Below are 25,776 nucleotides of genomic sequence, written 5' to 3'. Positions count from 1 at the left end.
GACAAAGCCTCTATGGAAGTCCCGTCTCCTCAGGCTGGCATCGTTAAGGAGATCAAAGTCTCCGTTGGCGATAAAACCGAGACCGGCAAACTGATCATGATTTTCGATTCCGCCGACGGTGCAGCAGCTGCTGCACCTGCGCAGGAAGAGAAGAAAGAAGCCGCTCCGGCCGCCGCTGCTCCAGCAGCTGCCGCGAGCGCGAAAGACGTTAACGTGCCTGACATCGGCGGTGACGAAGTTGAAGTTACCGAAATCCTGGTGAAAGTGGGCGACAAAGTTGANNGACAAAGCCTCTATGGAAGTACCGGCGCCGTTCGCGGGTACCGTGAAAGAGATCAAGATCAACACCGGTGACAAAGTGTCTACTGGTTCCCTGATCATGGTCTTTGAAGTGGCGGGCGCTGAAGGCGCTGCGGCTCCAGCGAAAGCGGAAGCTGCTCCGGCTCAGGCGGCTGCACCAGCGGCTGCTGGCGGTGCGAAAGACGTTAACGTACCGGACATCGGCGGTGACGAAGTTGAAGTCACCGAAGTGATGGTGAAAGTGGGCGATAAAGTTGCCGCTGAACAGTCACTGATCACCGTTGAAGGCGACAAGGCTTCCATGGAAGTGCCTGCGCCGTTCGCCGGTACCGTTAAGGAGATCAAAATCAGCACCGGCGACAAAGTGTCTACCGGCTCCCTGATCATGGTCTTCGAAGTGGAAGGCGCTGCGCCTGCCGCAGCTCCGGCTGCCGCGGCTGCTCCAGCACCTGCTGCTGCACCGGCTCAGGCTGCTAAACCTGCCGCTGCCCCTGCTGCAAAAGCAGAAAAATCAGAGTTCGCTGAAAACGACGCTTACGTCCACGCGACTCCGCTGATCCGTCGCCTTGCGCGCGAGTTCGGCGTGAACCTGGCGAAAGTGAAAGGCACCGGCCGTAAGGGTCGTATCCTGCGCGAAGACGTTCAGGCTTACGTGAAAGACGCGGTGAAACGCGCCGAAGCTGCACCTGCGGCAGCCGCTGGCGGCGGTATCCCGGGCATGCTGCCATGGCCGAAAGTGGACTTCAGCAAGTTCGGCGAAATCGAAGAAGTGGAGCTGGGCCGTATCCAGAAAATCTCTGGTGCTAACCTGAGCCGTAACTGGGTGATGATCCCGCACGTTACGCACTTCGATAAGACCGATATCACCGATCTGGAAGCGTTCCGTAAACAGCAGAACGCCGAAGCCGAGAAGCGTAAGCTGGACGTGAAATTCACCCCAGTGGTCTTCATCATGAAAGCCGTTGCCGCTGCTCTGGAGCAGATGCCACGCTTCAACAGCTCCCTGTCCGAAGACGGCCAGAAGCTGACGCTGAAGAAATACATCAACATCGGTGTTGCGGTAGATACGCCAAATGGTCTGGTTGTTCCGGTCTTCAAAGACGTGAACAAGAAGAGCATTACCGAGCTGTCCCGTGAACTGACCACCATCTCCAAGAAAGCGCGTGATGGTAAGCTGACTGCCGGCGAAATGCAGGGCGGCTGCTTCACTATCTCCAGCATCGGCGGCCTGGGTACCACCCACTTCGCGCCGATTGTTAACGCGCCGGAAGTGGCTATCCTCGGTGTGTCCAAGTCCGCGATGGAGCCGGTGTGGAATGGCAAAGAGTTCGTGCCGCGTCTGATGATGCCAATCTCTCTGTCCTTCGACCACCGCGTGATCGACGGGGCTGATGGTGCGCGTTTCATCACCATCATCAACAACACCCTGAGCGACATTCGCCGCCTGGTGATGTAATCGAAAAGCCGGCCAATCGGCCGGCTTTTTTCTGATAATCTCATGGGGCTTTTGAGGTTATTGGTGAAAGCGATAATTCGTGAGCCGTTTGTTGTTTCAAAATTGTTAACAATTTTGTAAAATACGGGCGGATAGAACGACCCGGTGGACGACGGGTATACATTAAGAGGTCATGATGAGCACAGAAATCAAAACTCAGGTCGTAGTACTTGGGGCAGGCCCGGCAGGTTACTCCGCAGCATTTCGCGCAGCGGATTTAGGTCTGGAAACCGTCATCGTAGAACGTTACAGCACCCTCGGCGGTGTTTGTCTGAACGTCGGCTGTATCCCTTCTAAAGCGCTGCTGCACGTAGCGAAAGTTATCGAAGAAGCCAAAGCGCTGGCTGAACACGGTATCGTCTTCGGCGAGCCAAAAACCGACATCGACAAAATCCGTACCTGGAAAGAGAAAGTTATCACTCAGCTGACCGGTGGTCTGGCTGGCATGGCGAAAGGCCGTAAGGTAAAAGTGGTTAACGGTCTGGGTAAATTCACCGGTGCGAACACCCTGGAAGTGGAAGGCGAAAACGGCAAAACCGTGATCAACTTCGATAACGCGATCATCGCGGCAGGCTCTCGCCCAATCGAACTGCCATTCATTCCACATGAAGATCCGCGCGTGTGGGATTCCACCGATGCCCTGGAGCTGAAAACCGTTCCTAAGCGCCTGCTGGTGATGGGCGGTGGTATCATCGGTCTGGAAATGGGTACCGTGTACCATGCGCTGGGTTCAGAGATCGACGTGGTTGAAATGTTCGACCAGGTGATCCCGGCTGCTGACAAAGACATCGTTAAAGTCTTCACCAAGCGCATCAGCAAGAAATTCAACCTGATGCTGGAAACCAAAGTGACTGCCGTTGAAGCGAAAGAAGACGGTATTTACGTTTCCATGGAAGGCAAAAAAGCCCCTGCTGAACCACAGCGTTACGACGCCGTGCTGGTGGCTATCGGCCGCGTGCCGAACGGTAAAAACCTCGACGCCGGTAAAGCGGGCGTGGAAGTGGACGACCGTGGCTTCATCCGCGTTGACAAACAGCTGCGCACCAACGTGCCGCACATCTTTGCTATCGGCGACATCGTCGGTCAGCCAATGCTGGCGCACAAAGGCGTTCACGAAGGTCACGTTGCCGCTGAAGTTATCGCCGGCATGAAGCACTACTTCGATCCGAAAGTGATCCCATCTATCGCGTACACCGAGCCAGAAGTGGCATGGGTCGGTCTTACCGAGAAAGAAGCGAAAGAGAAAGGCATTAGCTACGAAACCGCCACCTTCCCGTGGGCTGCTTCTGGCCGTGCTATCGCGTCCGACTGCGCAGACGGTATGACCAAGCTGATCTTCGACAAAGAGACTCACCGCGTGATCGGTGGTGCGATTGTCGGCACCAACGGCGGCGAGCTGCTGGGTGAAATCGGTCTGGCTATCGAAATGGGCTGTGACGCGGAAGACATCGCGCTGACCATCCACGCGCACCCGACTCTGCACGAGTCCGTGGGCCTGGCGGCAGAAGTGTTTGAAGGTAGCATCACTGACCTGCCAAACGCGAAAGCGAAGAAGAAATAAGTTTCTTCAGATGAAAAAAGCGGCCTCAGGCCGCTTTTTTTATGCGCTGCGTTTAAGGGGCGACAGGCTGCCAGGTTTTATCCGGGTGATATTCAGACAGAGCCTGCGCTTTCTGCGCTGAGTCGTTACCGAGATCAGCCTGGTAGACCTCGTCATTCTGGTTTACAACAAAGCTCATTATCCCCGTCTGACCGTAGCTCACGGGCCAGGCAACCATGGCAAAGCCATTCTTATCCGACAGGATGCGGAAGCGATAGCCGTGGTAACCCGCCCCCGGTTGTGGTGGACTAAACGCCGGACCAAGCGGACTTGGCGCATCGCCAGGCGAAACGGGCCAGTACAGCCCATCCTTTTTCCCTTCAGAACTGACAATTTTCTGCGCGTACTTCTGGTTCAGTGCAAAGTAACGCTGCTGCGCATCGACGTAGGCGTGAAGCGCTTCGATGGCTGCGAGCTCGTTGCGACCGATTTCGCGGGTCTGGATCTCTTCAGCGGCTTTCTGCATGTCGAACTGCCAGCCTGAGGCGGTTTTGATTACCGGTATCGGCAGCTGCCAGCCGTTCTCGCCCACCGCCAGGTGCGCCACGTCGCCATTGACGACGGTTTCATGGCGAACTTTCCAGTCTCTCAGAAAACGATCCACGGCATCGGGATCGACCCCTTCGGGCGGCAGAACGTCGCGCCATTTTTCGCCGAGCAGCGCGCTCAACGCGCTTTCGTTGTGCTCGCTGATGGCGATTGCCAGCGCGCGGGTCGCCCGATCCGGCGAGCTGAAGGATTGCTGCGCCATAACCGCTGCCGACACCATGAACAACACCATTCCACTGAGTAGTTTACTTTTCATGTCGGCTCCCTTAACGATGACGGAATTCGCGGTGTTCGGTACGGTCGACGGTGCGCTGTCGGGGATGCTGCTGTGCCGACAGGTGGCGGCTTTGCGCCCCGCGCTGCTGCTGGGCCTGCCAGCTGGCCGAGCGGCTGTCGTTGCCGCTCAGGGCATTGGCGCGGTGTGCGCTGGCAGGGTGCCGCGCCGTCTGCGTAATACGCTTCTCAGGAGCCTGATGATTTTCACGCTGCGGCGCGCTGGTCCGTTGTACGGCTTGCGGCCTGGCGTCATACCCGCGGAAATTATTGCGCTGTGATATCTGCTTAAGCTGCTGCGTTGAGGCCAGACGCTGAGCGTCTCGCGCATCCGTATGTGTCGATTGTGGGAACGTTTTTCCCGTCGCTTTTTCCATCTGGCTGAGAGCGGCCTGGCGCTGGCTGTCGCGATTGACCGGCCTTTGCTGGGTCGCACTTAATCCTGTCGCTGCGTTCGTGGAGTGGAAACGGTTAGCCAGTTGGTTATTTGGATAAGCCACGCCTTCACGATAAGCAGGGTTGTGCTGCCAGGTGCGGTCATTGCCGTTCAGGTGCTGCCCGCTGATTCTGTTGAAGTTATCCACGTTGATATTGATATTGTTATCACCGTTACGGTTATAGCCGCCGTGATTGTCCCAGTCATCATCGTGATGATGGTGATCCCAGTCGTCGTCATCCCAGTCGATATTGCTGAAGATGGCGTAGGTTGTCGCGACCCCGAGGCTGAAGCCTAACCCTTTAACGAGGCTATCGGTAAACTGTTCGCCGGGTGAGGGCGGGAGATAGACCGGCGGGTACGCGGGTTCAGGCCAGGTGCCGTAAACCGTATTCGGGTTATAGGTAGGGACATACACCACCTGCGGATCGGCGGATTCAATCTTAATCACCGTTGGGCTGGAGGGGGTTGCGGTTGTCGCGGTTTTTGTCGGTGCAGCCTTTGTGACGGTGGTGACCGTCTGCTGCGGCGTGGATTGTAGCGCACCCGTTTGTTGGGCCAGCAGGCGCAACCGCTGTACTGAATCCATCACATCCTTCGGCTGTGCAAGAAAGGCATCCCCCAGGTTCTGTACCCATGGCGGATTTTCGCCCATCAGCGACATCAGCTGAGGAAACGCGACCAGCGATTTTACGCTGGGATCCCATGGCTGGTTGGCGACCGCCTGAATGGCGTTATCCCCCTGCATTTTGGGGTTATCTTTTGACCACTGCGCGGCCTGTATAACGTTAGACGGGTAGGTCGACGCCATCAGGATTTGCGACAGCAGGGCATCCGGGTAAAGCGCGACAGGAGCAACCCACTGGTCGATTTGCGCAGCAGTGTAGGCCGGGGTAGCGACGGCCACAGGTTGGGCTGCCGGTGGGGCGGAGGGTTGTGCAACCGGAGCAGGCTCCGTTACGCGGCTTTTAACAAACAAGACGCCCGAGGCGGCGAACAGTCCCGCACTGCAAAGCAGAACAAGAAGATGGGATTTAAAAGGCAACTTCATAAAATGGCTCCAACGAGACGAGTGCAGTGCCGGGAGGCGTTGCTGTTGCCGCGAGTATCATTCACCCGTGTTTTACCGTTTTGACTTTTCTTGGGAAACCACCCGGCGCGTCCGGATAAAGAGTGTGTGCATTTATTACACAATTAAATCTGGTGGCTAAAAAAGACGCAGGGAAAGAGAGCGAAAGTCGACGCGTCTCCCCGCTACACCATGCTTAACGATTCAGCAAATAATTTAATGTTGCTTTTTTGTAAACAGATTAACACTGTGCAGAAATCCTGCTATGCTGCCCGACGCGGTATCGGGCATTTACCCTACAAACTGCTGTCTCACAGGAGCGTGAAGAGAACGCCCGCCGCATATGACAATGAGAGCGAGGAGAACCGTCGTGCTAGAAGAATACCGTAAGCACGTAGCAGAACGTGCCGCCGAGGGAATTGTACCCAAACCTTTAGATGCAACCCAAATGGCCGCGCTCGTCGAGCTGCTGAAGAACCCGCCTAAGGGCGAAGAAGAATTCCTGTTAGATCTGTTGATCAACCGTGTACCGCCTGGCGTAGATGAAGCTGCCTACGTAAAAGCCGGATTCCTTGCCGCCGTTGCCAAAGGCGAAGCCACCTCCCCACTGGTTACTCCTGAAAAAGCGATTGAACTGCTCGGCACCATGCAGGGCGGCTACAACATTCATCCGCTGATTGATGCGCTGGATAACGACACGCTGGCACCGATTGCCGCCAAAGCGCTCTCTTCAACACTGCTGATGTTCGATAACTTCTACGATGTGGAAGAAAAAGCCAAAGCGGGCAACGTTTACGCGAAGCAGGTCATGCAGTCCTGGGCCGATGCCGAATGGTTCCTGAACCGCCCTGCGCTGGCTGAAAAAATTACCGTGACCGTCTTTAAGGTGACCGGTGAAACCAACACCGATGACCTGTCTCCGGCACCGGACGCGTGGTCTCGTCCTGATATCCCGCTGCACGCTCTGGCGATGCTGAAAAACGCCCGTGAAGGGATCGAGCCGGATCAGCCGGGCGTAGTGGGCCCGATCAAACAGATCGAAGCGCTGCAACAAAAAGGTTTCCCGCTGGCCTACGTCGGCGACGTTGTGGGTACCGGTTCTTCCCGTAAGTCCGCAACCAACTCCGTGCTGTGGTTCATGGGCGACGATATTCCGCACGTGCCGAACAAGCGCGGCGGCGGCCTGTGCCTCGGCGGCAAAATTGCACCGATCTTCTTCAACACCATGGAAGATGCGGGCGCGCTGCCGATCGAAGTGGATGTTTCTAACCTGAACATGGGCGACGTGATTGACGTTTACCCGTTCAAGGGCGAAGTGCGCAATCACGAAACCAACGAACTGCTGGCAAGCTTCGAGCTGAAAACCGACGTGCTGATCGACGAAGTGCGTGCCGGTGGACGTATCCCGCTGATCATCGGTCGTGGCCTGACCACTAAAGCGCGTGAAGCACTGGGTCTGCCGCACAGTGACGTATTCCGTCAGGCGAAAGACGTGGCGGAAAGCAACCGCGGCTTCTCGCTGGCACAGAAAATGGTGGGTCGCGCCTGCGGCGTTGCCGGTATCCGTCCTGGCGCCTACTGCGAGCCGAAGATGACTTCCGTGGGTTCTCAGGACACCACTGGCCCAATGACCCGTGATGAACTGAAAGACCTGGCGTGCCTGGGCTTTTCTTCTGACCTGGTGATGCAGTCCTTCTGCCACACGGCGGCGTATCCTAAGCCGGTTGACGTGACCACGCACCACACGCTGCCGGACTTCATCATGAACCGCGGCGGTGTCTCCCTGCGTCCGGGCGACGGCGTCATCCACTCCTGGCTGAACCGCATGCTGCTGCCGGATACCGTGGGCACCGGCGGTGACTCCCATACCCGTTTCCCAATCGGGATCTCCTTCCCGGCGGGCTCCGGCCTGGTGGCGTTTGCCGCCGCGACCGGCGTAATGCCGCTCGACATGCCTGAATCCGTGCTGGTGCGCTTCAAGGGCAAAATGCAGCCGGGCATCACGCTGCGCGACCTGGTTCACGCGATCCCGCTGTATGCCATCAAACAGGGGCTGCTGACCGTTGAGAAGAAAGGGAAGAAAAACATCTTCTCTGGCCGCATTCTGGAAATTGAAGGGCTGCCGGATCTGAAAGTTGAGCAGGCGTTCGAGCTGACCGACGCCTCCGCCGAGCGTTCTGCGGCAGGCTGTACCATCAAGCTGAACAAAGAGCCGATTATCGAGTATCTGACCTCCAACATCGTGCTGCTGAAGTGGATGATTGCAGAAGGCTATGGCGACCGTCGTACACTTGAGCGTCGTATTCAGGGAATGGAGAAATGGCTGGCGGATCCGCAGCTGCTGGAAGCCGACGCTGACGCAGAGTACGCGGCGGTGATCGACATCGATCTGGCGGATATCAAAGAGCCGATCCTGTGTGCGCCAAACGATCCTGATGATGCGCGTCTGCTTTCAGACGTGCAGGGCGATAAGATCGACGAAGTGTTCATCGGCTCCTGCATGACCAACATCGGCCACTTCCGCGCCGCCGGTAAGCTTCTGGATACCCACAAGGGCCAGCTGCCGACCCGCCTGTGGGTGGCGCCGCCAACCCGTATGGACGCGGCACAGCTGACGGAAGAAGGTTACTACAGCGTGTTCGGTAAGAGCGGGGCGCGTATCGAAATCCCTGGCTGCTCCCTGTGTATGGGTAACCAGGCGCGCGTGGCCGACGGTGCGACGGTGGTTTCCACCTCTACCCGTAACTTCCCGAACCGTTTAGGTACCGGTGCGAACGTCTACCTGGCCTCTGCGGAGCTGGCGGCGGTTGCGGCGCTGATTGGCAAACTGCCAACGCCGGAAGAGTACCAGACCTTTGTGGCGCAGGTGGATAAGACGGCGGTGGATACCTATCGCTATCTGAACTTCGACCAGCTCTCTCAGTACACCGAGAAGGCTGACGGGGTGATCTTCCAGACGGCGGTTTAAATGCTACCCTCTCCCGTGGGAGAGGGGCTGGGGGTGAGGGCACCAGATCGCACCTGACCCATTGCCCGGTGGCGCTACGCTTACCGGGCCTACAAAACCCATCGCAACGTCGGTGGGTTTTTTATTTTCATTCCTCCCACCTCTCCCGCTTTTTTTCTTCCTCTCTGCTGCGATAATTACCCTAATGGCTTTGCAGAGGAAAACGCTATGGATTACGAATTTTTGCGCGACATCACCGGCGTGGTGAAAGTGCGAATGTCGATGGGGCACGAAGCCGTTGGGCACTGGTTTAACGAAGAGGTGAAAGAGAACCTCGCGCTGCTGGATGAAGTCGAACAGGCGGCAGAAACGGTGAAAGGCAGTGAACGCTCCTGGCAACGTGCCGGGCATGAGTACACCCTGTGGATGGATGGCGAAGAGGTGATGGTGCGCGCCAACCAGCTTGAGTTTTCGGGGGATGAGATGGAAGAGGGGATGAGCTACTACGACGAAGAGAGCCTGTCGCTGTGCGGTGTGGAAGACTTCCTGAAAGTGGTGAACGCCTACCGCGACTTTATGAAACAGAAGTAACTCCCCGAAGCATCCCTGCTTCGGGTCACGTTTACACGGTCGGAATATTGCGGCCGTAGTAGATCTCGCGCATCTCTTTCCAGAGCAGGTCGGTAATGACCTTACGCTCTTCTTCACTCAAATCTTCCGGCCTGGTGTGGAACATATAGTGCTTAAGGTCGAATTCTTTAAGCATCATCTTGGTATGGAAAATGTTTTCCTGATAGACGTTCACATCCATCATGTCGTACAGCGACTTCATATCGTCGGACATGAAGTTCTGAATGGAGTTGATCTCATGATCGATGAAGTGCTTCATGCCGTTGATATCACGGGTAAAACCGCGCACGCGATAATCAATGGTGACGATGTCTGATTCCAGCTGGTGGATTAAGTAATTCAACGCATTCAGCGGTGAAATCACCCCGCAGGTCGACACTTCAATATCCGCGCGGAACGTACACAGTCCGCCTTCAGGGTGGCTTTCCGGGTAGGTGTGAACGCAGATATGGCTTTTATCGAGGTGCGCCACCACCACTTCGGGCAGCGGGCCGGGATGTTCGGTTTTGTCGATCAGCTGCGGGTCAACCGGCTCTTCACTGACCAGGATGGTGACGCTCGCACCCTGAGGCTCATAATCCTGGCGCGCAATGTTCAGGATGTTCGCGCCGATAATCGAGCAGGTCTCTGACAGGATCTCGGTCAGACGGTTGGCGTTGTAGAGTTCATCGATATAGGCGATATAACCATCGCGCTCTTCTGCCGTTTTGGCGTAGCAGATATCGTAAATACAAAAACTCAGGCTTTTGGTCAGATTGTTAAAGCCATGCAGTTTAAGCTTTTTCAATTAGTTCACCTCCTTTGAGGACAGCGCGTCTTGCAGGTATTGAGGCAACGCAAAGGCTGCGGTGTGGATCGCCGGATTGTAGTATCGGCACGTGAGTCCGGCCTGGTGGAAGCGGGCCTGAATGATTTCGGTGGAGAGATGGCGCAGGACGTCGTTATCCGTCGCCCAGGCAAAGGTCATAATCCCGCCGTAGTAGGTCGGGATCGCCGCCTGATAGAAGCTGACGTCGCTAAAATAGGTGCTCAGCTTACGGTGGCTATCCAGCGCTTCATCCTGTTGCAGGAAGCAGACGCCGTTTTGCGCCACAAAAATCCCACCAGGTTTCAGGCAGCGCTTGCAGCCTTCGTAAAACGAAGAGGTAAACAGCGACGCGCCGGGGCCGATAGGGTCGGTACAGTCAGAGATAATGACATCAAACGTTTGCGTGGTCTGGTTAACAAAATTGACGCCATCGTCGATAACCAGCTGAAAGCGCGGATCGTCATAGCTGCCGGCATTGTGGTTTGGCAGATACTGGCGGCAAAACGACACCACCCCGGCGTCGATTTCCACCATGGTGATGGTTTCGATATTCTGGTGGCGAGAAACTTCACGCAGCATGGCGCCGTCACCGCCCCCAATGATCAGCACGTGCTTCGCGTGGCCGTGGGCCAGCAGCGGGACGTGGGTCATCATTTCGTGATAGATAAACTCGTCGCGCTCGGTGGTCTGCACCACGCCATCCAGCGCCATGACGCGGCCAAAGGCAGCGTTCTCGAAGATTATCAGATCCTGATGATCGGTTTTCTCATGATAGAGCACGTTATCCACGGCAAAATATTGACCAAACTGGTCATGCAGCGTTTCTTGCCATACCGTTTTATCGGTCATGGGGAGCACCTCCTTCGTTAACATCCATTACATCCGGCAGATGGGCGCAACACAAAACCGCCGTGAGGCGGTTAGCGGGTCAACAAGGGGCGTCGGGAAGGTTACTTCACGTAGGCGAGCAGGCTGAGTGAATCGCGTGCCAGCGCTTTGCATTTTTTAGCAGTGGGAATACCGATACCGCTTAAATCACGGTAGCTGTCTTCACCGAGCGCCTTCATGTCGAAGCTGTCGTAGTTGCTGAGGTCCCATTGGTTCTGCTGGGCAAAAAAGACCAGTGCGCGACGAATTTGCCCATTGGGTAAATTCTGGTAACCACAATCGTTCTTCAGAAAAACAAAAACTGCCGTCAGATCGGCCATATCTTCCGCTTCGTTTTCACTAAGCGCGTAACTGTTCGCACACATCGCCATCAGGCTGGCGAACAAAATTGTTCTGAAAAACGTCTTCATTGCCTTTACCACTGCATCACGGAAAATTAACGTTAGCATACTTGATGCCAGGCCGACGATCTTTATTATTGCCGCCGTGCTTGACCTTCCGGTAAGGGGAGGGTTTATGCTCAAAAGATCGCCGCCTGGAAATAAGGAAATGCACATGCAACGTCGTGATTTTTTAAAATATTCTGCCGCGCTGGGGGTTGCCAGCGCGTTATCGCTCTGGAGCCGCGCTGTTTTTGCCGCCGACAGACCTGCTTTACCGATCCCTGAGTTACTCAGCGCAGATGCCCGCAGCCGCATCCAGCTTGTGGTGCAGGCAGGCAAAACCACGTTCGGGCAACACGCTGCGACAACGTGGGGTTATAACGGCAATCTGCTCGGCCCGGCGTTGCAGCTACGAAAAGGGAAAGCGGTGACGGTAGACATTCATAACTCGCTTTCTGAAGAAACCACGCTGCACTGGCACGGGCTGGAAGTCCCGGGCGAAGTGGATGGTGGTCCCCAGGGGGTTATCAAGCCTGGGGGTAAACGCAGCGTAACCTTTACCCCTGACCAGCGGGCGGCAACCTGCTGGTTCCACCCGCATCAGCATGGCAAAACGGGCCATCAGGTGGCGATGGGGCTGGCCGGGCTGGTGTTGATTGAGGATGACGAAAGCCGTCTCCTGCGCCTGCCAAAACAGTGGGGTATCGACGATGTGCCGGTGATTGTGCAGGACAAAAAATTCAGCGCTGACGGGCAAATTGACTATCAGCTGGATGTGATGAGCGCTGCGGTAGGCTGGTTTGGCGATACGTTGCTGACCAACGGGGCAATCTACCCGCAGCATGCCGCCCCGAAAGGCTGGCTGCGCTTACGCCTGCTTAACGGCTGTAACGCCCGCTCGCTGAACTTCGCCACCAGCGATAAGCGCCCGCTTTACGTGGTGGCAAGCGACGGCGGCCTGCTGCCGGAACCGGTAAAAGTGAGCGAGCTGCCGATGCTGATGGGCGAACGTTTCGAGGTGCTGGTGGATATCAGCGATGGTAAAGCGTTTGATCTTGTGACCCTGCCGGTCAGCCAGATGGGGATGGCCGTCGCGCCGTTTGATAAACCACACCCGGTGCTGCGCATTCAGCCACTACAGATCACCGCCTCCGGCACGCTGCCAGACACCCTGACCACGCTGCCTGCGCTCCCGTCGCTGGATGGGTTGACGCAGCGTAAGCTTCAGCTCTCTATGGACCCGATGCTCGACATGATGGGCATGCAGGCGCTGATGAAGAAGTATGGCAATCAGGCCATGTCAGGAATGCACCACGGGCAGATGATGGGCCACATGAATATGGACCACGGCAAAATGGGCGGCATGGATCACGGCGGACATGGTTTCGATTTCCATAACGCCAACCGTATCAACGGCCAGGCGTTCGATATGAACACACCGATGTTCGCCGCCACGAAAGGGCAGTTTGAGCGCTGGGTCATTTCAGGCGAAGGCGACATGATGCTGCACCCGTTCCATATCCACGGCACGCAGTTCCGCATTCTCTCCGAGAACGGTAAAGCGCCGGACGCGCATCGCGCGGGCTGGAAAGATACGGTGAGGGTGGAAGGCGGCGTCAGCGAGGTGCTGGTGAAGTTCGACCACGAGGCGCCGAAAGAGTTTGCCTATATGGCGCACTGTCACCTGCTGGAGCATGAAGATACGGGGATGATGCTGGGCTTTACCGTATAAAAAAAGCCGGGTGGCGGCTTCGCCTTACCCGGCCTACATAGGACACCCGAAAGCCCGGTATGCGTTAGCGCCACCGGGCTTTTTCATTACTTACTGTCGTCCGGCAATGCATACGCGACAATATAGTCGCCCATCTTCGTACCAAACGAACCGTGACCACCCGCAGAGATGACAACGTACTGCTTGCCATTCACTTCATAGGTCATCGGCGTTGCCTGGCCACCGGCCGGCAGACGGCCCTGCCACAGTTTTTCACCGTTGGTCATGTTGTACGCGCGCAGGTAGTTATCTGCGGTCGCCGCGATGAACAGCACGTTACCGGCGGTGGAAATTGGACCACCCAGCATTGGCATACCCATATTAAACGGCACCGGAACCGGCATCGGGAACGGCATGCTGTCCTGCGGCGTACCAATACGTTTCTTCCAGACAATCTTGTTGGTCTTCAGATCCAGGCCGGAGATATAACCCCAGGCAGGCTGTTTACACGGCAGACCGAACGGAGAGAGGAACGGATTCAGAGTCACGCCGTAAGGAACGCCATACTGCGGCTGGATACCGGCTTCGGTACCGCTGCCTTTCGCATCTTTCGGCTGCTCCATTGGGTTACCCGGACCGCGTGGGATCAGACGGGACACGAACGGCAGCGCCATTGGGTTAGCGATAGCGACCTGACGGTTCGGATCAACGGAGATCCCGCCCCATTCGAACATCCCCAGGTTACCCGGGAAGACCAGCGTACCCTGCTCTGACGGTGGGGTGAAAATCCCTTCGTAGCGCAGCTGGTGGAACATCACGCGGCATACCAGCTGGTCAAACATGGTGGCACCCCACATGTCTGCACCGCTGAGGTTTTTCTCCGGACGGAAGCTCAGGTCAGAGAACGGCTGCGTTTTGGTGACGTAGTCGCCTTTGGCAGCGCCCTGTGGAACCGGTTTTTCCGGCGCAGGCACAACCAGCTTACCGTTGCTGCGATCCAGCACGAAGATGTTGCCGGTTTTCGCCGGGGCGTAAATCACCGGAACGGTTTTGCCGTTAACGGTAATGTCCGCCAGCGTCGGCTGGGATGGCATATCCATATCCCACAGATCGTGGTGAACGGTCTGATAGCTCCACGCCAGTTTACCGGTCGTTGCGTTCAGCGCCACGATTGAGCTGGCGTAACGTTCCTGCTCCGGCGTGCGGTTACCGCCCCAGATATCCGGCGTGGTCACGCCCATTGGCAGGTAAACCAGGTCCAGCTTCGCGTCATACGCGGCCGGTGCCCATGAGTTCGGCGAGTTAAAGGTAAAGGTGTGCTCGTCAGACGGGATTGCGTTTGGATCTTTCGCGCCCGGGTCGAAGGCCCACAGCAGTTTACCGGTGTTCACGTCGAAACCACGGATAACGCCGGAGGTTTCACGGGTAGAGAAGTTATCCGTTACCGAACCGGCAATCACGATGGTTTTATCGGTGATGATTGGCGGGGAGGTTGGCTCATACAGACCCGGCGTGGTGTCCGGCATGTTGGTCTGAAGATTCAGGATACCTTTATTGGCGAAGGTTTCGCACAGCTTGCCGGTCTCAGCGTTAATGGCAAACAGGCGGCCATCGTTGACCGGCAGCATAATGCGGCGAGGACAGTCGGCAATGACTTCCGGGCTGGCATTATCCGCGCGCGCTTCGTGGTAAGAGACGCCGCGGCAGGTGATGTGCTGGAACGACGGGTTGGAGTTCAGCTGTGGATCGAAGTGCCATTTCTCTTTACCGGTGGCCGCGTCGAGCGCGAACAGACGCTGGTGCGCCGTACACAGGTAGAGCATGTTGCCCACTTTAATCGGGGTCACTTCGTTGGTCAGTTCACCCGGATCGTTCGGCATTTTCAGGTCGCCGGTGCGGAATACCCAGGCTTCCTTCAGGTTTTTCACGTTGTCCGCGTTGATCTGCTTCAGCGGGGAGTAGCGTTGACCTTCCTGATTACGGCCATAGGCGGGCCAGTCGCCGTCAGCCACCTGCGAAATAGCCGCGGCTGGCGTGGATTCTGTGTTCAGCGTACCGTGGATCTCCTGCGGGTCGTTGAAACCGGCCCAGGTCAGGATACCGCCGCTAATCAGCAGGGCAACGAGCAGGCCGGCTACGGCACCGCTGGACGGGACGATCAGGCGACGCCAGACAAACGGCAGGATCAGCCAGATACCGAAGAAGACCAGAATGTCGCTTCGCGGCGTCAGCGCCCAGAAGTCGAACCCGACTTCCCACACGCCCCAAATCATGGTGGCAAGGAGCAGGGCGGCATACAGCCACAGAGCAGAACGTTTTCTCCGCAACAGCAGGACGGTTACGCCCACCATAACCAGACCCGCAATCGGGTAGTACCAGGAGCCGCCAATAGCGACCAGCCAGACGCCACCGATCAACAAATACAGCGCGCAGAATGCGGCAAACGCGGCTGTTAATGTTACCAGTAGACGCGGCTGCTTAGTTTTTGTTTCAGCCATAGAAAAGTACTCGTCAGTTTTGTTAATTATTTGCTAGCAATTAATTATAGGTATTAACAACTGTGATCGGAATCACAAATATTGCTTTTATAACTCATACGCCAGGCTTATCCATTTACTGATATAATGGCTGGCTTGCGTATCGATGCCGGAGCAAGATTCATCCGCATTGAGAGATTTTCATTAAAATCATTTGGTTAGTAATATGAAACATACTGTTGAAGTGATGATCCCGGAAGCCGAGATCAAAGCGCGTATCGCCGAACTGGGTCGTCAAATCACCGAGCATTACAAGGACAGCGGCAGCGAAATGGTGCTGGTTGGTCTGCTGCGCGGTTCTTTCATGTTCATGGCAGACCTGTGCCGTGAAGTGCAGGTACCGCACGAGGTCGATTTTATGACCGCTTCCAGCTACGGCAGCGGCATGTCCACAACCCGTGATGTGAAAATCCTGAAAGATCTGGATGAAGATATTCGTGGCAAAGATGTGTTGATCGTTGAGGACATCATCGACTCCGGCAACACGCTCTCTAAAGTGCGGGAGATCCTGAGCCTGCGCGGACCTAAATCGCTGGCGATTTGTACCCTGCTGGACAAGCCTGAGCGCCGTGAAGTGCAGGTGCCGGTGGAGTTCGTTGGCTTCTCCATCCCGGACGAATTCGTCGTGGGTTACGGCATTGATTACGCCCAGCGTTATCGTCATCTGCCGTATGTTGGCAAGGTCGTGATGCTGGACGAGTAATCGTGGCGTGTTGCCCGGTGGCGCTCCGCTTACCGGGCCTACGAAGGGCACGTGTAGGCCGGGTAAGGCGCAGCCGCCACCCGGCTTTGTTTATTTGTGGTTAACGTGCTTAAGCTTGAGGTTGGCAATCCCCGAGCGGTAACGCTGCTCCAGCGTTTCGCGGTTGGTGGCAGTCACTTCCAGATTGCGCAGCAGGCCGTCGTGAATACCGTACGCCCAGCCGTGGATAGAGACCTTCTGCCCGCGTTTCCACGCCGACTGCATAATGGTAGAGTGGCCCAGGTTGTATACCTGCTCCATCACGTTCAGCTCGCACAGGGTGTCGAGACGGCGTTCCTGCGGCATTTCGCCCAGCAGTGAGCTATGTTTGAACCAGATATCACGAATGTGCAGCAGCCAGTTATCGATTAACCCCAGCTCTGTATTTTCGACCGCCGCCTGCACGCCGCCGCAGCCGTAGTGGCCGCAGATAATAATGTGCTCGACCTCCAGAACATCAACGGCATACTGAACAACCGAAAGGCAGTTGAGATCGGTATGAATAACCAGATTAGCAACGTTGCGGTGAACAAACAGTTCGCCAGGCTCAAGACCGGTCAGACGTTCGGCGGGGACGCGGCTGTCGGAACATCCAATCCAGAGAAAGCGCGGGTTCTGCGCTTGTGCAAGTTTTCCAAAAAATCCGGGGTCTTCCTCCACCAGCATTTTTGACCATAGTGCATTGTTGCTGATGAGTGTATCTATGTCGTTCATGGAGGTTAGCGACCTGTAACCAAGTGATTGCGTTGCGCTACTATAGGGTAACCCGACTTTTAATGAAACCACACAACGTGTGTCAGAACTTAAGGTAAGTTGAATTCATGGCGATTGCACTGGAGCTGGAACAGCTCAAAAAAACCTACCCGGGAGGCGTTCAGGCGCTGCGCGGGATAGATCTTAAAGTCGAAGCGGGAGATTTCTACGCGCTTCTGGGGCCGAACGGGGCGGGGAAATCCACCACCATCGGGATCATCAGCTCGCTGGTCAACAAAACTTCCGGTCGCGTCAGCGTGTTTGGCTACGATCTGCAAAAAGACGTGGTCAACGCCAAGCGTCAGTTGGGGCTGGTGCCGCAGGAGTTTAACTTCAACCCGTTTGAAACGGTGCAGCAGATTGTGGTTAACCAGGCGGGCTACTACGGCGTCGAGCGTAAAGAGGCGCTGGAGCGCAGCGAAAAGTACCTGAAACAGCTCGATCTATGGGAAAAGCGTAACGAACGCGCGCGGATGTTGTCCGGAGGAATGAAGCGCCGCCTGATGATTGCCCGCGCGCTGATGCATGAGCCAAAGCTGCTTATTCTCGATGAGCCGACCGCCGGGGTGGATATTGAACTGCGTCGATCCATGTGGGGTTTCCTGAAGGATCTGAACGATAAAGGCACCACCATCATTCTGACCACGCACTATCTGGAAGAGGCGGAAATGCTGTGCCGCAATATCGGCATTATCCAGCACGGCGAGCTGGTGGAAAACACCTCGATGAAGAATCTGCTCTCCAAACTGAAATCAGAGACCTTTATCCTCGATCTGGCGGCGAAAAGCGCGCTGCCGAAGCTGGAGGGGTATAACTACCGTCTGGTCGATACCTCGACGCTGGAAGTGGAAGTGCTGCGCGAGCAGGGGATCAACAGCGTGTTTTCACAGCTGAGCGCGCAGGGCATTCAGGTATTAAGTATGCGTAACAAAGCGAACCGACTGGAAGAGCTGTTTGTCTCTCTGGTGCACGATAAACAAGGAGACAAGGCATGACGCATCTTTACTGGGTCGCGCTGAAAAGCATCTGGGCGAAAGAGATCAACCGCTTTATGCGTATCTGGGTGCAAACCCTGGTGCCGCCGGTTATCACCATGACGCTCTACTTCATCATTTTCGGTAACCTGATTGGTTCCCGCATCGGTGAGATGCACGGTTTCACCTATATGCAGTTCATCGTGCCGGGCCTGATCATGATGGCGGTGATCACCAACGCTTATGCGAACGTGGCCTCGTCGTTCTTCAGCGCCAAGTTCCAGCGCAACATTGAAGAGCTGCTGGTGGCGCCGGTGCCAACGCACGTCATCATCGCCGGTTACGTGGGCGGCGGCGTGGCGCGCGGGCTGTGCGTGGGGATCCTGGTAACGGCCATTTCGCTGTTCTTCGTGCCGTTCCAGGTTCACTCCTGGCTGTTCGTGGCGCTGACGCTGCTGCTGACGGCAATCCTGTTCTCGCTGGCCGGCTTGCTGAATGCGGTGTTCGCGAAAACGTTTGACGACATCAGCCTGATCCCGACCTTTGTGCTGACGCCGCTGACCTACCTCGGCGGGGTGTTCTACTCCCTGACGCTGCTGCCGCCGTTCTGGCAGGCGCTCTCGCACCTGAACCCGATTGTCTACATGATCAGCGGTTTCCGCTTCGGTTTCCTCGGCATTACCGACGTGCCGCTGTTCACCACCGTTGTCGTGCTGGCGGTGTTTATCGTGGCGTTCTACCTGCTGTGCTGGTATCTGATCCAGCGTGGTCGCGGCCTGCGCAGCTAAACCTCTGCCTTCTGCCCGGCAACGTACCGTCTGCCGGGCACTTTCTTTGACAGTTATCACCGTAAACTAACCTTCACTCCGGTAAACTACTCGCCTGCTAAGGAGAGACGTTATGCTGGGATGGGTGATCACCTGCCACGATGAAGTGGCGCAGGAAATGCTGCTGAAGCTGGAGGCCCGATTTGGTCCCCTGGCGCAATGCCGCGCGGTAAACTACTGGCGAGGGCTAAGCACCAACATGCTCAGCCGAATGATGTGCGACGCGCTGCATGAAACCGACACCGGTGATGGGGTGATTTTTCTCACCGACAGATCGGGCGCGGCGCCTTATCGTTCAGCGGCGTTAATGAGCCACAAGCACGATAATTGTGAAGTGATCTCCGGTATCAGCCTGCCGTTACTCGAAGTCATGTACCCGCTACGCGCAACGTTGAGCAGCGCTGAGTTTCGCCACGCCATTGTGGCGCAGGGCTTGCCGGGCGTGAGTAGCTTATGGCACCAGCAGCAGAAAAACCCGCCTTTCGTTCTGCTTCACGATCTGTATAAGCATTAAACATTGGTATTGATGACGCTTTTGCTACAATGGCGGCTGATTTTCCGTGTCGATTTATATCCCATGCTCATGCGCGTTATCTTTATCCTTCTGCTGCTGGTTTCCGGTGGTGCGTCTGCCAGCCTGACCAGTCAGCAAGGCCTACCTGCTCAATATATGCAAACCACTGAAGATGCGGCCATATGGGCGCAGGTGGGTAACGCCGTGGTGAACGTGGGTAACGTCCGCGCCGGGCAGATCCTCGCCGTTTTTCCGGCGGCAGCTGATTACTACGAATTTCGTTTTGGATTTGGCACGGGCTTTATTGATAAAGACCACCTTGAGAAAGTGCAGGGTAAACAACGCGTTGAGGATAGCCTGGGCGACCTCAATAAGCCGCTCAGTAATCAAAACCTCATCACCTGGAAAGACACGCCTGTCTACAATGCCCCCAGCAGCGGAAGCGCGCCGTTTGGCACCTTAAGCGCCAATCTTCGCTATCCGATCCTGAATAAGCTGAAAGACCGCCTGAACCAGACCTGGTTCCAGATCCGTATCGGCAATCGTCTGGCGTGGATCAGCAGCCTGGACGCGCAGGAAGATAACGGGCTGCCGGTTCTGACCTATCATCATATCCTGCGTGATGAAGAGAACACCCGTTTTCGCCACACCTCCACGACGACCAGCGTACGCGCGTTTAATAACCAGATGGCCTGGCTACGCGATCAAGGCTATACCACGCTGACGATGTACCAGCTGGAAGGGTACGTGCGCAACAAAATGAACCTCCCCGCGAAAGCGGTGGTGATCACCTTTGACGACGGCCTGAAGTCGGTGAGCCGCTACGCGTATCCGGTGCTGAAAAAGTATGGCTTCAACGCCACGGCGTTTATTATTTCATCCCGTATCAAGGGCCATCCGCAAAAGTGGGACCCAAAATCGCTACAGTTCATGAGCGTTCAGGAAATTAAGAGCATCCAGGACGTGTTCGACATCCAGTCTCACACCCATTTTCTGCATCGCGTGGATGGGTATAAACACCCCATCTTACTGAGCCGCAGCTATCATGTGATCCTGTTTGATTTTGAACGCTCGCGGCGTGCGCTGGCGCAGTTCAATCCGCGCGTGCTGTATCTGTCGTATCCGTTTGGCGGCTATGACAAAAAAGCGATAAAGGCGGCGAATGATGCCGGTTTCCATCTGGCCGTGACGACGATGAAGGGGAAGGTGAAGCCGGGGGATAATCCGTTCTTACTGAAACGCCTGTATATCTTAAGAACGGATTCGCTGGAGACGATGTCGCGGCTGATCAGTAATCAGCCGCAGGGGTAAGCGTCAGGCAACCTGAACCGGAATTGCCTTAGCGGTGCGCTTCATGTCGTTATCGCCTTCAAAGTAAGCGACCTTTGGCTGCCAGCGGCGCGCTTCTTCATCAGACATCATGACGAAGCTGGCGATGATCACAATATCACCCACGTCCGCGCAGTGTGCCGCCGCGCCGTTCACGGAGATGATTTTAGAGCCGCGCTCGGCGGCGATCGCGTACGTGGAGAAGCGTTTGCCGTTATTCACGTTCCAGATATCAATCGCTTCGTTTTCGAGAATACCCGCCGCGTCGAGAAAATCCTGGTCGATCGCGCAGGAGCCTTCATAGTGCAGGTCGGCCTGAGTGACTTTCACACGGTGAAGCTTACCTTGCAGCATTTTGCGAATCATTACGTTTACCTTTCATCTTCCGGGTAGAAAAAACTACGCCAGCTCAACCACTTTGTTGTCGATAAGGCGAGCCTGGCCGAGCCATGCCGCCACCAGAATTACCGCACGTTTGCTGGTCTCTGATAGCGCCAGAAGCGTATCGGCATCCCGAATTTGCACGTCGTCAGCGCGAAGACCTTTGTCGTTCAGCGCTTGTTCAGCCAGAGCAACAATCTCTTCCGCGGTTAACTCTTTCGCCAGCAGCTGCTCTGCCATGGTATTCATGACTTTGCTTAAGCCCGGCGCAATTTTACGCTGTTCGGCGGTCAGGTAGCCGTTACGGGAACTGAGCGCCAGGCCGTCTTTTGCACGCACAATCGGCACGCCGACAATCTCTATGTCGTAGCCCATGTCGGCAACCATTTTGCGGATCAGCGCCAGCTGCTGGAAATCTTTCTCACCGAAGCAGGCGATGTCCGGCTGCACCAGGTTAAACAGCTTGCTGACGATGGTGGAGACGCCGCGGAAATGGCCCGGGCGGCTGGCGCCTTCCAGCATGGTGGAAATGCCCGGTACGTCCACGTAGGTCGCTTCACCGGTTCCCTGTGGATAAACGTCTGCCGGAGCCGGCGCGAAGACGATATCCGCATGACGTTTTTTGAGCTTCTCGCAATCTTCCTGCAAGGTGCGCGGGTAGCGCGCCAGATCGTCTTCACGATCGAACTGCATCGGGTTAACGAAGATACTGACTACCACGATATCTGCACGGGCTCTCGCTTCATCGACCAGCTTCATATGGCCGTCGTGCAGGTTGCCCATGGTTGGGACCAGTGCGATACGTTTACCTTCCTGACGCGCCCGGCGGATATGCTGGCGCAGCAGCGGCAGGGTTTCTATGATTAGCACACCTTGACTCCTTAATGGAAACTGTGTTCTTCGCCCGGATACACGCCGGACTCAACCTCGGCAATATACTGCCGCACCGCAGCGCGCATGTCGCCTGCTTCTGTCAGGAAATTTTTGGCGAATTTTGGAATATGTCCGCCGGTGATCCCGAAGGCATCATGCATCACCAGAATCTGGCCGTCAGTGACGTTGCCCGCGCCGATGCCGATAACCGGAATCGACAGCGCCTCGGTGATGCGTTTAGCCAGCTCAACCGGCACGCACTCCAGCACCAGCAGCTGCGCGCCGGCGGCTTCCAGCGCCACGGCGTCATCGAACAGCGTCTGCGCCGCATCGCCGCGCCCCTGAACCTTATAGCCACCAAAAATGTTTACTGACTGCGGCGTCAGCCCTAAGTGCCCGCAAACCGGCACGGCGCGTTCGGTGAGCATTTTCACCGTGTCCACCAGCCAGGCGCCGCCTTCAATTTTGACCATATTGGCGCCGGCGCGCATCACGGCTGCTGCATTTTCAAAGGCCTGTTCCGGGGTGGCGTACGCCATAAACGGCAGATCGGAAAGCAGCAGGCAGGCGGGGGCACCCCGGCGCACGGCGCGGGTATGGTATGCAATATCGTCGACCGTGACCGGCAGAGTGGAATCATGCCCTTGTACCGTCATCCCTAACGAATCTCCGACCAGCATGACGTTGATCCCCTCTTCGGCAAACAGTTTTGCGAAGCTGTAGTCATACGCGGTGATGGTGGCGAAGCGTTTTTTTTCCTGTTTGCATTTCTGCAATAAGGAGATGGTGGTTGGTTTCATACTGTTTCCTGATGGCCCAAAAGCGAATCTTTGCGCATTCTAACAGTAACATTCGAGGGAACAATGATTTTAGGCAATCGATTAACCACAATTAACAAATGGCTAATCGACGGTGACGCGGGATTACCAGCGGGCCGGTTTTTCCACGTTGAGGTTTTGCAGAACGGTCTTCAGCGAGATGCCGTCAGGGAAGGTGAGATCGGGGGCGATTTCATACAGCGGCCAGAGCATAAACCCACGGTTTTTCATGTCGTAATGCGGAACGGTGAGGCGTTCGGTGTTAATCACCTCGTGGCCGAAAAGCATCATATCCAGGTCGAGCGTGCGCGGCCCCCAGCGTTCGGCTTTGCGGACGCGGCCCTGCTGTAGCTCAATGCGCTGGGTGTTATCCAGCAGCGTTTCAGGATCAAGGGCCGTTTCCAGCGCCACGGCGGCGTTCAGATAGTCAGGCTGATCCTGCGGGCCGAGCGGTGGCGTACGGTAAAACGAAGAGACCGCAACGATGCGGCTTTGCGGGATCTCCCCCAGCGCCTGAACGGCAGCGTTAACCTGCTCCAGCGGAGAGGCCAGATTGCTGCCGATGGCGATATACGCGAGGGTCATGCCGTGCCTTCACGACGCGGTGCGCGCTTGCGTGGACGACGGTGACGACGGCGCGGTGCCGGCTCATCATCCAGATCCGTAAGCATATCTTTTTGCTCCGGTGGTGCAGAAACCTGAAACTCGCCCCACCACTGCGCCAGGCGCTGTAGCTCCGGGTTCCTTTCCACTTCAGCACGCAGAGAGAGCAGGTCGAACGCGGCGCGGAACTTCGGATGCTCCATCAGCTTCCAGGCGCGTTTACCCTGACGGCGGGACATGCGCAGCTGAAGCTGCCAGATATCACGCACCAGCGTGGTAATACGTTTCGGGATCGCCAGCGTGCGACAGCCTTCGTCCAGCACGTCGTTTGCCGCCAGCGCGAACGCATCATAATAGGCGAGACCGCTCTCCTGCGTGATGCGCTGTGCCGTTTCCAGCAGCGGATACCAGAACATGGCCGCGAACAGGAATGCCGGGTTAACGCGCATATCGTTATGAATGCGGGTGTCAGTGTTCTTCAGCACCTGCGCAATCATCCGCTCCATTGCGCTGTCACCGTTTTCGGTGAAGTAGCGGGTAATGGTCGGGAACAGCGGCTGGAACAGGTTATATTCACGCAGCAGATTGTAGGTTTCAAACCCGTAGCCTGCCTGGAGCAGCTTTAATGACTCTTCGAACAGACGGGCAGGGGGCACATCGTTAATCAGCGTTGCCAGGCGTGGAATAGGTTCTGCGGTTTCCGGGCTGATACGCATGTTCAGCTTGGCGGCGAAACGCACGGCGCGCAGCATCCTGACCGGATCTTCGCGATAGCGCGTTTCTGGCGTGCCGATCAGACGAATCAGGCCGTCTTTCAGGTCCTGCATGCCGCCGACGTAGTCACGCACGGTGAAATCCGCCACGCTGTAGTAAAGGCTGTTGATGGTGAAATCGCGACGCTGAGCATCTTCTTCAATAGAGCCGAAGATGTTGTCGCGCAGCAGCATGCCGTTTTGACCGCGCTGGGAAGTGGTGCGATCGTTGACGCCCGCTTCGTGGTGACCGCGGAAGGTCGCCACTTCAATAATTTCCGGGCCAAACATCACGTGCGCCAGACGGAAACGGCGGCCAACCAGACGGCAGTTGCGGAATAATTTACGCACCTGCTCAGGCGTGGCGCTGGTCGTCACGTCGAAATCTTTTGGCTTTTTGCCCAGCAGTAAATCGCGAACCCCGCCGCCGACGAGATAGGCCTCGTAGCCTGCTTTATTCAGACGATAGAGCACCTTGAGGGCATTTTCACTGATATCTTTGCGGGAAATGTTGTGCTGCTCACGCGGAACGACCGACATGTGTGGCTGTGCAATAGCGTCGTTCGCCATGCTCTCTTCGCGGCTCAGCACTTTACGGCAAAAATTAGCGACTCGGGTAAAAATAGTACACCTCGTAGTGTGTTTTGTTATCAAAAAAGCGGCTAATCATAGCTCAGCGCAACGCATTTGAGAATGCTGGATTTTTGGCACGGCCATTAGCGTCCAGTCAGCAACCGCTCTTTTCAGCAATTCATCCAGACTCAGATCCTGCCATTCCTGCGTTACATTCTGGTTGAGAAATCGCAGCGCGTCGATCAAAACCGGGCGCGGATCGCCGTCAGGCAGCGCCGGGGCATGGTTCTGTTTTGACAGCTTATTCCCCTGTTCATTGACCGCCAGCGGCAGATGGATGTAATCCGGCACCGTCCAGCCAAACTGCTGGTAAAGCGATATCTGCCGCACGGTAGGTTCGACGAGATCCGCTCCACGCACGATTTCCGTGACGCCCTGAAAATGGTCATCGACGACGACTGCCAGGTTATAGGCAAACAGACCATCACGACGGTGAATAATAAAATCCTCACGCGCCAGGCGTTCATCCGCCTGAAGGGTGCCTGAGAGCACGTCGGTAAACTGCGTCACCGGAGAGCGCTGTATCAACCGTACGGCGGCATTTTCAGGACCGTTGTGCAGCGTACGGCAGTGGCCGTCGTAAACGCCACCCACGCTCTGAATACGCGCGCGCGTGCAGGTGCAGTTATAGGAAAGACCCTGTTCAGCAAGCCATGCCAGGCGTTCACGGTAGGCATCATTGCGTTGAGACTGCCAGAGCACCTCGCCGTCCCAGTGAAGACCGTAATGTTCCAGCTGACGCAGAATGGTTTCTGCTGCACCGGGAACTTCACGCGGAGGATCGATATCTTCAATGCGGACCAGCCATTTACCCTGACGGGCGCGAGCCTGTAGGTAGCTGCCGAGCGCGGCAATTAATGAGCCGAAGTGTAATTCACCGGAGGGAGATGGCGCAAAGCGCCCGATATAGTGAGATTCAGACATATCAACGGTAACAAGGCGGGAGAGACT

Annotated in this window: 22 protein-coding genes and 1 pseudogene; 10 read left to right on the top strand and 13 right to left on the bottom strand. The window is 56.2% G+C overall.

Annotated elements, in window-relative coordinates; translation table 11 throughout:
- A pseudogene (gene aceF, locus IM267_RS15830) lies at positions 1-1,756 on the top strand (pyruvate dehydrogenase complex dihydrolipoyllysine-residue acetyltransferase); the annotation flags it as partial.
- Positions 1,757-1,931: 175 nt separating this feature from the next.
- Positions 1,932-3,356, top strand: a complete 1,425-nt coding sequence (gene lpdA, locus IM267_RS15825; RefSeq protein WP_063450636.1) for a dihydrolipoyl dehydrogenase — start codon at positions 1,932-1,934, stop codon at positions 3,354-3,356.
- Positions 3,357-3,408: 52 nt separating this feature from the next.
- On the opposite strand, the gene IM267_RS15820 is transcribed toward lpdA, so the two are convergent.
- Both IM267_RS15820 and IM267_RS15815 read right to left on the bottom strand, forming a co-directional pair.
- Positions 3,409-4,200, bottom strand: coding sequence for a DUF2950 family protein (locus tag IM267_RS15820; protein WP_193033789.1), 792 nt, complete (start codon positions 4,198-4,200; stop codon positions 3,409-3,411).
- 10 nt (positions 4,201-4,210) lie between these two features.
- Positions 4,211-5,704: a DUF3300 domain-containing protein gene (locus IM267_RS15815; protein WP_193033788.1), complete on the bottom strand. Its 1,494-nt coding sequence runs from the start codon at positions 5,702-5,704 to the stop codon at positions 4,211-4,213.
- A 388-nt stretch (positions 5,705-6,092) separates the two neighbouring features.
- Between IM267_RS15815 and acnB the strand changes: the two genes are divergently transcribed.
- Entirely contained in the window at positions 6,093-8,690 is a 2,598-nt protein-coding gene (acnB, locus tag IM267_RS15810) for a bifunctional aconitate hydratase 2/2-methylisocitrate dehydratase (protein WP_063450633.1), read from the top strand.
- A gap of 207 nt (positions 8,691-8,897) precedes the next feature.
- The gene (gene yacL / locus IM267_RS15805; protein ID WP_022647069.1) at positions 8,898-9,260 is read left to right on the top strand and encodes a protein YacL; all 363 of its coding nucleotides are present in this window, start codon (positions 8,898-8,900) and stop codon (positions 9,258-9,260) included.
- A gap of 31 nt (positions 9,261-9,291) precedes the next feature.
- Here yacL and speD read toward each other — a convergent pair whose 3' ends face one another.
- The 3 genes from speD to IM267_RS15790 form a co-directional block, all read right to left on the bottom strand.
- Positions 9,292-10,086, bottom strand: a complete 795-nt coding sequence (speD, locus tag IM267_RS15800; RefSeq protein WP_063450632.1) for an adenosylmethionine decarboxylase — start codon at positions 10,084-10,086, stop codon at positions 9,292-9,294.
- Complete coding sequence (gene speE, locus IM267_RS15795) at positions 10,087-10,956, bottom strand: polyamine aminopropyltransferase (RefSeq protein ID WP_193033787.1); 870 nt, start codon at positions 10,954-10,956, stop codon at positions 10,087-10,089.
- A 101-nt stretch (positions 10,957-11,057) separates the two neighbouring features.
- Positions 11,058-11,405: a YacC family pilotin-like protein gene (locus IM267_RS15790; RefSeq protein WP_003856306.1), complete on the bottom strand. Its 348-nt coding sequence runs from the start codon at positions 11,403-11,405 to the stop codon at positions 11,058-11,060.
- Between the two features lie 145 nt (positions 11,406-11,550).
- Between IM267_RS15790 and cueO the strand changes: the two genes are divergently transcribed.
- Complete coding sequence (gene cueO, locus IM267_RS15785; protein ID WP_193033786.1) at positions 11,551-13,110, top strand: multicopper oxidase CueO; 1,560 nt, start codon at positions 11,551-11,553, stop codon at positions 13,108-13,110.
- An 86-nt stretch (positions 13,111-13,196) separates the two neighbouring features.
- Here cueO and IM267_RS15780 read toward each other — a convergent pair whose 3' ends face one another.
- Entirely contained in the window at positions 13,197-15,587 is a 2,391-nt protein-coding gene (locus IM267_RS15780; RefSeq protein ID WP_193033785.1) for a glucose/quinate/shikimate family membrane-bound PQQ-dependent dehydrogenase, read from the bottom strand.
- Positions 15,588-15,792: 205 nt separating this feature from the next.
- On the opposite strand from IM267_RS15780, the gene hpt reads away from it, so the two are divergent.
- Positions 15,793-16,329 (top strand): hypoxanthine phosphoribosyltransferase, encoded by a 537-nt coding sequence (gene hpt / locus IM267_RS15775; protein WP_063450628.1) that lies wholly within the window; start codon positions 15,793-15,795, stop codon positions 16,327-16,329.
- Positions 16,330-16,419: 90 nt separating this feature from the next.
- Here the strand turns inward: hpt and can are convergent, their stop codons facing one another.
- Positions 16,420-17,082, bottom strand: a complete 663-nt coding sequence (gene can / locus IM267_RS15770) for a carbonate dehydratase (protein ID WP_003856301.1) — start codon at positions 17,080-17,082, stop codon at positions 16,420-16,422.
- Between the two features lie 107 nt (positions 17,083-17,189).
- Between can and IM267_RS15765 the strand changes: the two genes are divergently transcribed.
- The 4 genes from IM267_RS15765 (at position 17,190) to IM267_RS15750 (ending at position 20,747) form a co-directional block, all read left to right on the top strand.
- A complete protein-coding gene (locus tag IM267_RS15765; RefSeq protein ID WP_003856300.1) occupies positions 17,190-18,116 on the top strand; it encodes an ABC transporter ATP-binding protein in 927 nt (308 codons plus the stop codon).
- The gene (locus IM267_RS15760) at positions 18,113-18,883 is read left to right on the top strand and encodes an ABC transporter permease (RefSeq protein ID WP_006810078.1); all 771 of its coding nucleotides are present in this window, start codon (positions 18,113-18,115) and stop codon (positions 18,881-18,883) included. The genes IM267_RS15765 and IM267_RS15760 overlap by 4 nt, the downstream gene beginning before the upstream one ends.
- A 112-nt stretch (positions 18,884-18,995) precedes the next feature.
- Positions 18,996-19,436, top strand: a complete 441-nt coding sequence (locus IM267_RS15755; RefSeq protein ID WP_063867474.1) for a PTS sugar transporter subunit IIA — start codon at positions 18,996-18,998, stop codon at positions 19,434-19,436.
- 63 nt (positions 19,437-19,499) lie between these two features.
- Positions 19,500-20,747 (top strand): polysaccharide deacetylase family protein, encoded by a 1,248-nt coding sequence (locus tag IM267_RS15750; protein ID WP_107534710.1) that lies wholly within the window; start codon positions 19,500-19,502, stop codon positions 20,745-20,747.
- A 3-nt stretch (positions 20,748-20,750) separates the two neighbouring features.
- Here the strand turns inward: IM267_RS15750 and panD are convergent, their stop codons facing one another.
- The 6 genes from panD to gluQRS all read right to left on the bottom strand — a co-directional run bounded on the left by panD (position 20,751) and on the right by gluQRS (position 25,749).
- Positions 20,751-21,131, bottom strand: coding sequence for an aspartate 1-decarboxylase (panD, locus tag IM267_RS15745; protein WP_006810068.1), 381 nt, complete (start codon positions 21,129-21,131; stop codon positions 20,751-20,753).
- A gap of 33 nt (positions 21,132-21,164) precedes the next feature.
- Positions 21,165-22,016, bottom strand: coding sequence for a pantoate--beta-alanine ligase (gene panC, locus IM267_RS15740; protein WP_107534717.1), 852 nt, complete (start codon positions 22,014-22,016; stop codon positions 21,165-21,167).
- 11 nt (positions 22,017-22,027) lie between these two features.
- Positions 22,028-22,819, bottom strand: a complete 792-nt coding sequence (gene panB / locus IM267_RS15735; protein ID WP_107534718.1) for a 3-methyl-2-oxobutanoate hydroxymethyltransferase — start codon at positions 22,817-22,819, stop codon at positions 22,028-22,030.
- Between the two features lie 123 nt (positions 22,820-22,942).
- Positions 22,943-23,422 carry a 2-amino-4-hydroxy-6-hydroxymethyldihydropteridine diphosphokinase gene (gene folK, locus IM267_RS15730; RefSeq protein WP_131636695.1) on the bottom strand — a complete coding sequence of 160 codons (480 nt, stop codon included), beginning with the start codon at positions 23,420-23,422 and terminating at the stop codon, positions 22,943-22,945.
- Positions 23,419-24,816, bottom strand: a complete 1,398-nt coding sequence (gene pcnB, locus IM267_RS15725) for a polynucleotide adenylyltransferase PcnB (RefSeq protein ID WP_074177770.1) — start codon at positions 24,814-24,816, stop codon at positions 23,419-23,421. Before pcnB ends, folK begins: the two co-directional genes overlap by 4 nt.
- Before the next feature lie 42 nt (positions 24,817-24,858).
- Positions 24,859-25,749, bottom strand: coding sequence for a tRNA glutamyl-Q(34) synthetase GluQRS (gluQRS, locus tag IM267_RS15720; RefSeq protein WP_193033784.1), 891 nt, complete (start codon positions 25,747-25,749; stop codon positions 24,859-24,861).
- Positions 25,750-25,776: the final 27 nt, after the last annotated feature.

This window comes from Enterobacter cloacae complex sp. P15RS (assembly GCF_014895905.1).
In the GTDB taxonomy this organism is placed as follows: Bacteria; Pseudomonadota; Gammaproteobacteria; order Enterobacterales; family Enterobacteriaceae; genus Enterobacter; species Enterobacter quasihormaechei.
This window is presented reverse-complemented; position numbering and strand designations above follow the sequence as displayed.

Bases quoted from the DNA above. Each gene is read 5' to 3' on its own strand.
- lpdA (WP_063450636.1), top strand. From the start codon at position 1,932: ATGAGCACAGAAATCAAAACTCAGGTCGTAGTACTTGGGGCAGGCCCG.
- IM267_RS15820 (WP_193033789.1), bottom strand. From the start codon at position 4,200: ATGAAAAGTAAACTACTCAGTGGAATGGTGTTGTTCATGGTGTCGGCA.
- IM267_RS15815 (WP_193033788.1), bottom strand. From the start codon at position 5,704: ATGAAGTTGCCTTTTAAATCCCATCTTCTTGTTCTGCTTTGCAGTGCG.
- yacL (WP_022647069.1), top strand. From the start codon at position 8,898: ATGGATTACGAATTTTTGCGCGACATCACCGGCGTGGTGAAAGTGCGA.
- speE (WP_193033787.1), bottom strand. From the start codon at position 10,956: ATGACCGATAAAACGGTATGGCAAGAAACGCTGCATGACCAGTTTGGT.
- IM267_RS15790 (WP_003856306.1), bottom strand. From the start codon at position 11,405: ATGAAGACGTTTTTCAGAACAATTTTGTTCGCCAGCCTGATGGCGATG.
- cueO (WP_193033786.1), top strand. From the start codon at position 11,551: ATGCAACGTCGTGATTTTTTAAAATATTCTGCCGCGCTGGGGGTTGCC.
- IM267_RS15780 (WP_193033785.1), bottom strand. From the start codon at position 15,587: ATGGCTGAAACAAAAACTAAGCAGCCGCGTCTACTGGTAACATTAACA.
- hpt (WP_063450628.1), top strand. From the start codon at position 15,793: ATGAAACATACTGTTGAAGTGATGATCCCGGAAGCCGAGATCAAAGCG.
- can (WP_003856301.1), bottom strand. From the start codon at position 17,082: ATGAACGACATAGATACACTCATCAGCAACAATGCACTATGGTCAAAA.
- IM267_RS15765 (WP_003856300.1), top strand. From the start codon at position 17,190: ATGGCGATTGCACTGGAGCTGGAACAGCTCAAAAAAACCTACCCGGGA.
- IM267_RS15760 (WP_006810078.1), top strand. From the start codon at position 18,113: ATGACGCATCTTTACTGGGTCGCGCTGAAAAGCATCTGGGCGAAAGAG.
- IM267_RS15755 (WP_063867474.1), top strand. From the start codon at position 18,996: ATGCTGGGATGGGTGATCACCTGCCACGATGAAGTGGCGCAGGAAATG.
- IM267_RS15750 (WP_107534710.1), top strand. From the start codon at position 19,500: ATGCTCATGCGCGTTATCTTTATCCTTCTGCTGCTGGTTTCCGGTGGT.
- panD (WP_006810068.1), bottom strand. From the start codon at position 21,131: ATGATTCGCAAAATGCTGCAAGGTAAGCTTCACCGTGTGAAAGTCACT.
- panB (WP_107534718.1), bottom strand. From the start codon at position 22,819: ATGAAACCAACCACCATCTCCTTATTGCAGAAATGCAAACAGGAAAAA.
- folK (WP_131636695.1), bottom strand. From the start codon at position 23,422: ATGACCCTCGCGTATATCGCCATCGGCAGCAATCTGGCCTCTCCGCTG.
- gluQRS (WP_193033784.1), bottom strand. From the start codon at position 25,749: ATGTCTGAATCTCACTATATCGGGCGCTTTGCGCCATCTCCCTCCGGT.